Source organism: Verrucomicrobiia bacterium, from assembly GCA_035574275.1.
Lineage (GTDB): Bacteria > Zixibacteria > MSB-5A5 > DSPP01 > DSPP01 > DSPP01.
The window spans coordinates 1-10758 of the sequence record DATLYY010000021.1; the positions used below are offsets into that span (position 1 = coordinate 1).

Consider the following 10758-nt stretch of genomic DNA (forward strand, 5'->3'; position numbering starts at 1 on the left):
CGGCGAGTTCTACACGCCGCGACCTATCATTCGCCTCGTTATCAAAATCATTGACCCCAAGATTGGCGAAACCATTCTTGACCCCTTTATGGGATCAGGCGGCTTTCTGGTTGAAGCTTTCCAGCACCTCAAAGCCAAACATCCTTCCGCAAAGGAATACGAAAGACTGCAGTCCGGTATCATTCAAGGACAGGAGAAAAAACCGGTGCCGTTTCTTTTGGGCGTAATGAACTGTATTCTGCACGGCCTTTATGGGGCAAAGCTGACGCGCGGCAACACATTTTCCAAGAACATCCGCCAGCTCGACCCGGCGGAACGGGTTGACGTGGTGCTCACCAATCCGCCCTTTGGCGGGGAGGAAGAAACCACGCTTTTGGAGAACTTTCCCTATCCCACCAGCGCAACCCAGGTGCTTGCGGTGCAGCACATATTGCGGCGGCTAAAGCCCGGTGGTCGGTGTGGAATGGTCGTGGACGAGGGCTTTCTTTCCCGTATTAACGAAAAGGCGTTCGTAAGCACCAAAAAAGACCTGTTGGAGGAAAACAATCTTTTTGCCGTGGTCTCGCTTCCACAAGGGGTATTTACCGGCGTTGGCACAGGCGTCAAAACCAACCTTATCTTCTTCGAACGAGGCAAGCCGACCAAGGAGGTTTGGTACTATGAGCTAACCGGAAAATTTTCGAAAGGAAAACCAATTAGCGATACGGCCTTGGAAGATAGCTGGAAAAAATATCAAAAGCGCGTTGCATCCGATTCCTCGTGGATCGTTCCAGCCGAGAATCTCAAATTCTTTGATCTCACTGCCAAAAACCCCAACGGAAAATCCGATCTGGCTCACAAGCCGCCTGCAGAGCTGGTTCGGGAAATCGAGGAAAAGGAGCGCAAGATTGGAAAACTTTTGGAGGAGATTCGAGAGTTAGTATGACCGAAGAACAGTTAGCCCGATCGATGATTTCAAAATACCTTCCAAAAGAAAGCAGGGTATTCCGAAAGTTTTCACACAACACCAATTTAGACCGCGACTGGAATTATTACTGCGGCACCGACATCGATATTTTAGAAATCACAAAAGACAACCAAGTTATCGGGTATGAGCTTAAAGGATTTCGTAAAAATAAGGGAAAACAGGAGCCACCGGCTTTATATGAAGGGTTAGATCAGGCGTTGAACTACTTGAACCTGCCCTATGTGTTTGACGTTAACAACAAGATGCTATTTGAGGGCGGCGTCTTCGATCACGTTTACCTTGCCCACGCCCGGCAAAGCCCGACGTTTGAGAATTACGAACGCCGGGTATTTAACGTCACACCAATAGGCTTTATCATTGCCACTCCAGATGGCCAATTTCATAAAGTTCAAGAGGCAAAGCTAAATCCAATTCAAGATGTGCATCTAAAAGACCACTTCCTAAGGAATTTGGACAGTGTGAAGAAATTTAGCGTTGCAATTAATTCTGACGAAATCGAAAATGCTGCCACAGGTAGCTCTGTGGACAAAATAAGGCCATGAATTTTCTGGAACAGCTTGCCGCAGAGTGGTATGAATACAAGGGATATTTTGTCAGAACAAACATAAAATTCGGACCGTTGCGGGGAGGCGGATACGCTGGTGAGATGGATGTCGTAGGATATAAACCGGAAGCGCAAGAATTAATACATATAGAAACGTCAGCCGACTCTTATTCCTGGGCAAGGAGAAAGCGAAATTTTGAACGGAAATTTACAGATGCAAGAAAGTATTATATGGAGATATTTCCTTTCAAACAGATGAGCATGAAACCGAGGCAGATTGCTTTGGTGGGCCTAAATCTTAACCCCTGCCCAGAAGTGAATTCTTGGAAATCATCGGCACCTTCCGGCTCTCCTTGGGAAGGAATCGGGATAGAAGTTCTGCACATTCCGGAGTTTTTGAGGCAAATCAATTCTGAACTGAGAAATAAAAATCCACGAAATGACGTGATTCCAGAAACGTATCCATTGTTACGAGCGATACAGCACTCCGCTTTCTACGATCGAAACAGATAGGAAATAAATAGAATGTCTTGGCCAACAAAAAAATTAGGAGAAATTGCAAAAGAAATAAGGTCTGGCTTCGCGTGTGCCAAGACAAAACGAGTCGAGGATGGTGTTATTCACTTGCGTACCAACAACATAAGTTTAGACGGGAGATTGGACTTGTCGACCATTACAAAAATACCGAAACGATTTGTCGACGAAAAGGCAGATTCTTTAAAGAAAAACGACATCTTGTTTAACAACACAAATAGTGTCGAACTTGTAGGTAAAACCTTACTTGTCGACAGTGACTTACCGTATGCATTTAGTAACCATTTGACGAGAATTCGTGTGGATGAAAAAGTCGCGATGCCAAAATATGTGGTTCTGATGTTTTGGAAATTCTGGCAAGAAGGCTTATTCGCCCGGCTCTGCACTCAATGGGTGAATCAGGCCGGTATCAATCAGACAAAATTAGAAGCTATTAAGATCCCGCTCCCGCCCCTCGACGAACAAAAGAGGATCATATCTAAAATCGAAAAACTTTTTGTGAAACTTGACGAGGCCGGCCGCCTACGCGCTGAAGCCCTCTCCGCCTCCGCTGCCCTTTTGCCCTCCGCCCTGCACGATGTGTTTGGCCGCGCCGGAAGAGAAGGTTGGGAGGAAATAAAACTTATCGATATTTGCGAAAAAACTAAGTTGGTCCAACCGGAGAAAATCAGTAAAGGCAGCTTCAACTATATTGATATAACCTCGGTAAGCGAGATGGACGGAATTGGTGCGATAACCGCGCGAGTTTTACCGGTAAAAGAGGCCCCTTCTCGTGCGCGCAAACTGGTTCGAGAAGGCGATACCATTTTTGCCACGACGCGACCGTACTTGAAACGCATAGCATTTATTCCAAAGGATTTGAGTAATTCGATCGCTTCTACAGGTTTTTGCGTGTTACGACCGAAAGAAGGAATTGCAGATTCCAGCTACGTTTTTCACATCGTTAATTCCGATAATTTTGTTTCAAAAATTATTCCGCTACAGCGCGGTGCGTCCTATCCGGCCGTTTCTGATAAGGACGTTCTAAGCCAAACGATTCCTCTTCCGACTTTCGCCGAGCAGAGAAAGATAGTTGAGTATTTGGACGCACTCTCTGCCAAGACTCGAGAGCTCCAATCCCTGCAGGAGGCGACGGCAAACGAATTTGTGGTGCTGCGGCAGTCCATCCTCGCGCACGAACTTGGCTCATCGTAAAGTGTGCGTTTCCACTTGACACCGCCATTTCTGCTAATTAATTGATCGAGCCGCCGGAGCTTTCGCACGAGCGGTAGAAACGGCAACCTATTGGACGGAAGAAAGGAGGGAGGAAAATAGGAGGGCGGTCCGAAGAACCAAGGAAACAAGAGCTAAAAAGGCCGCCTGATTCTTACACAAACCTGAAACTTCTAAATACCTAACTCGTTGTGCTGCAACACAATTGCTTCGCTGGCTGGCCGCCTGACTCTTAATCAGCGGGTCGGAGGTTCGAGTCCTCCATGGCGCATTTAATATGCCCAAAAATTCATTGAAGCAATCTCCGCTTGAATTAGCCGAAAAAGCCGCGCTGAAAGCCAGGAAAGTTGCCCTCCGTTATTTCCGAAGGGGCGTTTCCGCTGAGAGAAAAGCCGACGGCTCGCCGGTCACCAAAGCCGACAAAGAAACGGAAGAAATCCTCATTGAAACGTTGCAGAAAGGGATGCCCGGCTGTGGATTTTTAGGCGAAGAATTCGGCCAACAGGGTTCGAAAGAACGGCGCTGGATTATCGACCCCATCGACGGTACCCGGAACTTCGTCCGGGGTATTCCTATCTGGGCACTTCTGATAGCTTTTGAGGAAAAAGGAGAAATCACTGCCGGAGTCGTACATAGTCCCGCCACTGGCGAACTCTGGAGCGCCCGCAAGGGGGGCGGAGCGTATCGCAACGGCAAGCGTATTTCCGTATCGAACGCCGGCTCGCTGGACAAGTCCATATTTTTCCACAGCGGTTTAAGAAAAAGCAAAGAGGGTTTTTATTGGGACGGGCTGTTGCGGTTGGTCGAAAAAACTCCATACCAGCGCGGCCCGGGGGATTATCTCGGCTACATGCTCGTGGCGCAAGGGCAGGGGGAAATCTACCTTGAGGATGGTCTTGCCCCATGGGATATCGCCGCCAACAAAATCATCGTCGAGGAGGCGGGCGGCAAACTCACCGATCTTGAGGGACGCCCCACCATTTATTCCGGCTCGGCTTTGGCGACGAACGGCAAACTGCATGAACAGGTTTTGAAGATTCTTCACGGTCGTGCGCAGGGGGGAGGTCTGGAACCAACGCCGGGCTAAAACCGTTAAATTAACAGTGGAAATTACGGCCCTTTTTGCCGTATATTATACTGTCGGGCGGGCATGACCCCGCCCACCAGCATCCTGCCTTCCGGCTTCCCCGGGGCCAAATCTTGGGGGCGACCGGTTTCGACGAGGACAAGGAGAAAAAGCTGGCCTGTCGAGCTCCCTGCACGCTCGCTAATCTCGCGGGATACAATTCAAGTGCCAACGATCACGTTGCACTGGCTGCCTAATAAAATAGCGTAGCCCGTCCCTTTCCGGTTTGCCCTTTGGCTGGAGAGCTGACGTCGACTAAAAGGGCTGGGTTTTCGGGTGTTCGGGACCGGAGACCGAGGAGCTTTCTCGAACTGGTCCGCTCTTGAGCCCGCCCGAGGCATAAGTCCGGATGAATAAAAAAGAAGAAGGGCTATACAGGTAGAGGGCTTTTTTGAATTTCCTTCGGACGCGGGTTCGATTCCCGCCGCCTCCACTTTAAAAACAGGGATTAGGGATCATTGATTAGTTAAAACCAAAACAAATTTCCGGCTTGACTTGGATGGAGAGGGAATCTATCCTTTTTGAGCCATGTCGCCGGATTCCAACTGGTTCAATTAAAGGAAGCGGTGAACGGACTGCCGGCTGAACCTATCGCGGAGTTGAAGACAGACCTTTTAACTGTCGCGGCGATAGGAATCACCGTCTATTTGTTGTCCGCTTTCATCCACGAAGCGATCGGCCATGGTTTGACCGCATTTCTTGTCGGCGCAAAAGTGCTCCAGATTACGAACGCTTACGTCGAAACCGACCACACCGGCCTTTCCGCTTGGGCCGTGCGGGCCATTTCCGCCGGCGGCTGCGCCGCCAACTTCATCTTCGGCGCGGTTTTCCTCATCTGGCACCGCAAACTTCGGGGCGGCTCCGCCCACCTGCGCTATTTTCTCTGGCTTTTGGGAACCATCAATTTCCTCAAAGGTAGCGGTTATATGTTTGCTTTGTCTTTCGCTTCCTTTGGCGACTGGCATAATTTTTTGCACGGCTTGGAGCCGAAACTTCCTTGGCAAATCGGATTAACATTGGTTGGCATAACCATTCATATGGCCACTTTTTTTACGCCGTCCGCACCATCGATGAATTTTTGGGCCCGACCAATCGTCGAAAACGGGCTTTGGCGCTTACCTTGACGCCGTATCTGGTCGGCGGAACGGCAAACTCTCTGGCGGCGGCCATGGGCCCCGGTGGGATGAAAGCCATTCTTTTCTCCGCCGCCTTGGCCACCTTCGGCGGCACCTGGCTTTTGGTCTGGGTTCCCGCGGCCGTCGGCACTCCACGCCAGACAACCCGTGAAAATCCGGTTACAGTCACCAGTAAGGTCGGTTGGATTTTGTTTGGACTGACCGGTCTGGGAGTCTACTTTTTTATTCTGGGGCCGGGTTTGATTCGGTAAAATATCTTCGATGGCCGCTAATAGGTTGACTTTTTCCCGACTCGAAACCGACCGGCTGATTTTGCGGCGGTTCGCCGATTCCGACTTGCACGCTCTTTTTGCCTACCGTAACGACCCGGAAGTTGCCCGCTATCAAAACTGGAGCGTGACGGATGAATCGGGATTGCGGGTTTTTATTCAGAATCAACAATCCCTCCAACCGGGAACGCACGGAGAATGGTTCCAGTTGGCCATTGCCTTGAAATCGACCGACGAATTGGTCGGCGACTGCGTGTTGAGGACCGGTATGGAGGATAGCCGTCAGGGGGAAATTGGATTCACCCTTGCGCGCCGGCATCAGGGAAAAGGGTTTGCCTCCGAAGCCATCTCTGCGCTGCTGGAATACGCATTTGCTAAACTCGGCCTGCATCGGGTTGTCGCCATTACGGATTGCGAAAACGCGGCCTCTATCCGCCTTTTGGAGCGGCTTGGAATGCGAAGAGAGGGACACTTTCTCCAAAGCATCAGTAACAGAGGGGAATGGCGGGATGAATATCAGTATGCTATCTTGCGCGATGAATGGATGCAAAAAAGAGAAAGAAAGACATAGATGGGACAAAAAATCTATCAAGTTGACTCTTTTACCGACCGCCCCTTCACCGGCAATCCGGCGGGTGTCTGTATTTTGCCGGAAGCAAGGAGCGAAAAATGGATGCAGGACGTGGCCCGGGAAATGAATCTGGCCGAAACGGCCTTTCTGGTCAAGCAATCCGACGGCTACAACCTGCGCTGGTTCACCCCCGCTGTCGAAGTTGACCTCTGCGGCCACGCCACCTTGGCCTCGGCCCATGTATTGTGGGAGACGGGGCAATTGCCGGTTAGGGAAGAGGCCCGTTTTCACACTAAAAGCGGGCTTTTAACCGCTAAACGAGCTGGCAAACTTATTGAAATGAATTTTCCTGCCACACCCGCCGCAACGGTAGAAGCCCCGCCGGGATTGCTGCAAGCTCTGGGAGTTGATGCAAAATACGTAGGGAAAAGCCGGTTTGATTATTTGATAGAAGTTGAGTCGGAAGCCATGGTCAAGGGTTTGAATCCCGATATCGGCCGGGTAAAGCAATTGCCCGTTCGGGGCGTTATTGTTACGGCTAAAGCAAAATCCGAGGGCTTTGATTTCGTCTCCCGCTTCTTCGCCCCGGCGGTGGGGGTGGACGAAGACCCAGTCACCGGCTCGGCCCACTGCACGCTGGCTCCTTTCTGGGCCGAACGATTGGGAAAGAAGGAACTGGTCGGTTATCAGGCCTCTAGCCGGGGCGGAACGGTTCGGGTGCGGGTGGATGGAGACCGGGTGCATCTGGGCGGGCGGGCGGTAACTGTTTTGGTGGCGGAACTGGTCAATGGCTAAACCGCATGATGCCGCCGGTTCGGGAAGATTGATTTTCACAGCCGTTCTGCTTTTCCTATTTGCCGTGGCCGTCCTACAAAACACCCAGCCGGTTTCGCTCAAGTTTCTTTTCTGGGCGGTTTCGATGCCCCGTGCCATCCTGATTTTAATATCCGCCCTTTTTGGTCTGATTTTCGGCATTTTTCTTTCCGTCCGGGCCAAAAAAGGCAGGGCTGCAAAATGAGGGAAGAGAAATTCCGTATCTCCGTGGAGGAAGCGCTGGCCCGGTTGCCAACGCCGGAGGGAAAACTATTTGCGAATGTCTTTAAGCGAGGCGATTTGACTGTGGAAATTTATGCCCCGCACGGAGTCGATCCCCAACAGCCTCATACTCGGGATGAAATTTACTTCGTGGCCCACGGCGAAGGGCTCTATCTCTGCGGCGGAACCCGCCAGCCATTCGGCGCGGGGGATTTCCTATTCGCCCCGGCGGGAGTGGCCCACCGTTTCGAGGATTTTTCGGAGGATTTGGCGGTCTGGGTCATCTTCTTCGGCCCGGAGGGGGGCTATCCGCCCGAAAAATAAAACGTTTCCCGTGGAACCGATTCAGTTATATTTGCGTATTAAGGTTGTGCGCGGAAGATGCCGCGCAGGAAATTAACTTTCAAAGGTTGGGAGGTTTTATGGATGCTCCGGTAGTGCATTTTGAAATTCCGGCGAATAATCCCGAAAAGCTTTCCGGTTTTTACACCGGCATCTTCGGCTGGAAAATCGAAAAAGTCCCCGGAATGGAGTACTGGTTCGTGACCACCAAGTCGGCCCAGGAAAAACCCGGCATCAACGGCGGGCTGATGAAAAAAATGAACCCGGGACACGTTCCCACCAATTACATCGATGTGGCTTCGGTGGAGGAGTGGAGCAAGAAGGTCGCGGCGGCCGGCGGACAAGTGATTATGCCGAAATCCCCTGTACCGCAGATGGGGTGGTTTGCGGTCTGCTTGGATCCCGAAGGAAACGTCTTCGGTCTCTGGCAGAACGACCCGAACGCGGGATAAGCTACTTTTTACCCAAGCCCCGGCCGAAAGCCGGGGCTTTTTTATGGTTGACATTAAACTCGTGAAAGCTACCTTTTGCCAATGTTGAGGCGGTTTTCCCTTTTGATAGTCGGGTTTTTCTGGTTTTTTTCGCCGGTTGCCGAAGCCCGCTTTTTTCCCAAGTGGTTCGGCCGAATTTCCTCCGGCTACTCCTACTGGAAGCTGGAGGATTTGAACCAGCGGATACCCAACCGCAAGCCGTTTTTCGACCGGGCCGACAGCAATTACGTATTCAAAGACCTCCCCTCCAGCCATATCTCTTTCAATCTCGGGCTACAATTTGACGTCCTGCCCAAACTTACGCTGCTCGGAACGATTGAATATTTGCAAGCCACCCGCGTCAACGAAGCAGTCAACGACACGGTTCGGGTGCATGCCCTGACCCGTCCGCGAGAAATAAATCTCGGATTGGATGCCTTCTGGCGGCTGGGCCCGCAGGAAAACATCCTCTTGGGAGTCGGCAGCGGATTCTCCTTCGCCCGTTTTCGGGACGACGTCAAAGTTTACGGACGCAACCCCGGCCAGCCCGATTCGCTCACCCGTTTTCTCTTGGAAAAATACAGTTCACTGGCAATATACGGCGAGCTCCGCGCGATTTACATCCTCCCGTTTTCGCTTGTGAACGGTCAAAACTTCTTCGTCGAGGCGCTCGGGCGGTTGAATCCGATAGAGGCCTTCACGGGAAGCCGGAACGACGGCGGCACCACGCAAAACGAGGTAGAGGCCACATTCTTCCCGCCCGGCAGCAACACGGCCCAGCCGGTCAAGCTCGATTTCTCCGGTTTCTACATCGGCTTCGGTTCCAACTTCCGGTTGTAAGGTTTTCCCCGAATGCCGCGGTTTGAACGTTTCCGGATTTGGGCCTCTGGCCATCCGCTTGAACTTCTTCTAATCCTTGGGCTTTTTCTCCGTCTCTGGGCCGCCTTTTTCGCCCGCGGCTATATGGGGACGGACGATCATTTTCAGGTAATCGAAATCGCCGCCGACTGGCAGCGGGAAAATTTCGTCTTTCTGCCGGGTGATGTGCAATTCTATCGCTCCCTTTTCTACCCCGCGCTCAACTGGCTTTTGATGGCTCTTCTGCATCAACTCGGCATTTACCATCCGGACGCCATAATGCTGGTCAACCGGCTCTTGCACGCCTTGTTTTCCCTTTGGACGATTGCCTTGACCTACAAGCTTGGCCTATTGCTGTTCGATCGCCGCGTCGCCTTCACCGCAGGGCTTTTGTCAGCCGCCTATTTCTTGATGCCCTACGTCTCGGTCCGCAACTTGATTGAATCCTTCTGCATTCCTTTCCTTCTGTGGGGGCTTTATGAAACCGTCAAAGCGGAAATGGGAAAGTCAAGAAACTCGAACCGCTCTTGGGCTTTGGCAGGTATTACTTTTGGATTGGCGTTTCTTGTCCGCTGGCAGGTGGCGGCGGCCATTTTGGGGGTTGGGCTTTATTTGATTTATCGCCAAGCATGGCGGGGGTTGGCTTTAATGACAACTTTTGGACTGATTCCAGTGCTGGCCGAGGCGGTTTGGGACTGGTGGGCGCACGGCGTTTTCTTTGGCTCCTTCCGGGTCTATATCCAACACAATCTCGAGCACGCACGGGATTACATCGTAGGTCCCTGGTATCGCTATTTGCTTTTGCTTGTGGGTCTTTTCATCCCCCCCTTTTCGCTTTTTTTCCTGGCCGCCATTGTTCGCTGGGCCAAACGTTTCGGCGTATTGATTTGGGCCGCTTTGGCCTTTTTAATTATCCACTCCGCCGTTCCCGGTAAACAAGAACGATTCATTCTCCCCATTTTTCCGCTTTTGGCTTTGATGGGAACGGCCGGGCTTTTTTTCTGGCAGGAAAACCGGTCATCTCTCACTTCCTGGATTCGCTGGGGTTGGCGCTGGTTTTGGGCCGTGAACGCCGTATTGTTGATTCTGGCCACTTTCAATTACAGCCAGAAGGCCCGCATCGCCTCCTTTATCAGTCTCTATGAAAGTGGGGATGCCCGGGGTGTGGTGGTGGATTTCACCGAACGGGGCACGCTTCTTCCTCTGTATTATTTGGACGGCGCCGACCCATCCCGCCCCAAACCCGAGATATACCGGGCCTACACTTCGGCTGATTTCGATACCCTGCGTTTGCGGCATTCGGGAAGAATCGGTCCGCCGGTTGCCTCCCTTGATTATGCTGTTATTTTTTCGCAGGGAAAACCGGTGATGCACCTGAAAATGATCAATGAGCATCTGGGACGAACGGAAGTACTTGCCCACATTTCCCCAAGTTTGGCCGATAGAATATTGCTCTGGCTCAACCCGAAATACAACCACTCCAAGGAGGCCTGGGTCTGCCGGCTGGAGGTGGAAAAGTGAGTCATATCGACTTTTTGCTTGACTTGGTATGGGGCCGGGCTATATTAATTCGTAAGAGGTTAAAGAATGAAAGCGCTATTCTGCTCGCCGGCTTGTTTGAATGGGGGTTGGTACTGGTATTCGAGCTTGCGGGCGGGTTAGCTTTGTTTGTGCGTAAGCTTGGCCCCGCCCGA

At 51.6% G+C, this 10758-nt stretch carries 14 protein-coding genes and 1 other RNA gene; all 15 read left to right on the forward strand.

The window, feature by feature from the left end:
- The coding region (locus VNL73_03410) for an N-6 DNA methylase (protein ID HXF48460.1) at positions 1–925 on the forward strand (925 nt) is incomplete at its 5' end.
- Positions 922–1509 (forward strand): hypothetical protein, encoded by a 588-nt coding sequence (locus VNL73_03415; GenBank protein HXF48461.1) that lies wholly within the window; start codon positions 922–924, stop codon positions 1507–1509. The genes VNL73_03410 and VNL73_03415, both read left to right, overlap by 4 nt.
- Complete coding sequence (locus VNL73_03420; GenBank protein HXF48462.1) at positions 1506–2024, forward strand: hypothetical protein; 519 nt, start codon at positions 1506–1508, stop codon at positions 2022–2024. Before VNL73_03415 ends, VNL73_03420 begins: the two co-directional genes overlap by 4 nt.
- Positions 2025–2036: 12 nt before the next feature.
- A complete protein-coding gene (locus VNL73_03425) occupies positions 2037–3239 on the forward strand; it encodes a restriction endonuclease subunit S (protein ID HXF48463.1) in 1203 nt (400 codons plus the stop codon).
- Positions 3240–3534: 295 nt separating this feature from the next.
- On the forward strand, positions 3535–4344 hold the full coding sequence (locus VNL73_03430) for an inositol monophosphatase (protein HXF48464.1): 810 nt from the start codon (positions 3535–3537) through the stop codon (positions 4342–4344).
- 115 nt (positions 4345–4459) lie between these two features.
- Positions 4460–4819: a transfer-messenger RNA gene (gene ssrA / locus VNL73_03435) on the forward strand.
- Positions 4820–4904: 85 nt separating this feature from the next.
- The gene (locus VNL73_03440) at positions 4905–5507 is read left to right on the forward strand and encodes a hypothetical protein (protein HXF48465.1); all 603 of its coding nucleotides are present in this window, start codon (positions 4905–4907) and stop codon (positions 5505–5507) included.
- Entirely contained in the window at positions 5492–5770 is a 279-nt protein-coding gene (locus VNL73_03445) for a hypothetical protein (GenBank protein HXF48466.1), read from the forward strand. Before VNL73_03440 ends, VNL73_03445 begins: the two co-directional genes overlap by 16 nt.
- Positions 5771–5780: 10 nt before the next feature.
- A complete protein-coding gene (locus tag VNL73_03450) occupies positions 5781–6359 on the forward strand; it encodes a GNAT family protein (GenBank protein ID HXF48467.1) in 579 nt (192 codons plus the stop codon).
- Entirely contained in the window at positions 6360–7154 is a 795-nt protein-coding gene (locus tag VNL73_03455) for a PhzF family phenazine biosynthesis protein (GenBank protein ID HXF48468.1), read from the forward strand.
- Positions 7147–7377, forward strand: a complete 231-nt coding sequence (locus VNL73_03460) for a LapA family protein (protein HXF48469.1) — start codon at positions 7147–7149, stop codon at positions 7375–7377. The genes VNL73_03455 and VNL73_03460 overlap by 8 nt, the downstream gene beginning before the upstream one ends.
- Positions 7374–7718 (forward strand): cupin domain-containing protein, encoded by a 345-nt coding sequence (locus VNL73_03465; GenBank protein HXF48470.1) that lies wholly within the window; start codon positions 7374–7376, stop codon positions 7716–7718. Before VNL73_03460 ends, VNL73_03465 begins: the two co-directional genes overlap by 4 nt.
- Positions 7719–7816: 98 nt before the next feature.
- Entirely contained in the window at positions 7817–8188 is a 372-nt protein-coding gene (locus VNL73_03470; protein HXF48471.1) for a VOC family protein, read from the forward strand.
- Positions 8189–8269: 81 nt separating this feature from the next.
- Positions 8270–9046 (forward strand): hypothetical protein, encoded by a 777-nt coding sequence (locus VNL73_03475; protein ID HXF48472.1) that lies wholly within the window; start codon positions 8270–8272, stop codon positions 9044–9046.
- A gap of 12 nt (positions 9047–9058) precedes the next feature.
- A complete protein-coding gene (locus tag VNL73_03480; protein ID HXF48473.1) occupies positions 9059–10585 on the forward strand; it encodes a glycosyltransferase family 39 protein in 1527 nt (508 codons plus the stop codon).
- Positions 10586–10758 lie beyond the last annotated feature (173 nt).

Bases quoted from the DNA above. Each gene is read 5' to 3' on its own strand.
- VNL73_03470 (HXF48471.1), top strand. From the start codon at position 7,817: ATGGATGCTCCGGTAGTGCATTTTGAAATTCCGGCGAATAATCCCGAA.
- VNL73_03450 (HXF48467.1), top strand. From the start codon at position 5,781: ATGGCCGCTAATAGGTTGACTTTTTCCCGACTCGAAACCGACCGGCTG.
- VNL73_03460 (HXF48469.1), top strand. From the start codon at position 7,147: ATGGCTAAACCGCATGATGCCGCCGGTTCGGGAAGATTGATTTTCACA.
- VNL73_03465 (HXF48470.1), top strand. From the start codon at position 7,374: ATGAGGGAAGAGAAATTCCGTATCTCCGTGGAGGAAGCGCTGGCCCGG.
- VNL73_03480 (HXF48473.1), top strand. From the start codon at position 9,059: ATGCCGCGGTTTGAACGTTTCCGGATTTGGGCCTCTGGCCATCCGCTT.
- VNL73_03475 (HXF48472.1), top strand. From the start codon at position 8,270: ATGTTGAGGCGGTTTTCCCTTTTGATAGTCGGGTTTTTCTGGTTTTTT.
- VNL73_03420 (HXF48462.1), top strand. From the start codon at position 1,506: ATGAATTTTCTGGAACAGCTTGCCGCAGAGTGGTATGAATACAAGGGA.
- VNL73_03415 (HXF48461.1), top strand. From the start codon at position 922: ATGACCGAAGAACAGTTAGCCCGATCGATGATTTCAAAATACCTTCCA.
- VNL73_03430 (HXF48464.1), top strand. From the start codon at position 3,535: ATGCCCAAAAATTCATTGAAGCAATCTCCGCTTGAATTAGCCGAAAAA.
- VNL73_03425 (HXF48463.1), top strand. From the start codon at position 2,037: ATGTCTTGGCCAACAAAAAAATTAGGAGAAATTGCAAAAGAAATAAGG.
- VNL73_03455 (HXF48468.1), top strand. From the start codon at position 6,360: ATGGGACAAAAAATCTATCAAGTTGACTCTTTTACCGACCGCCCCTTC.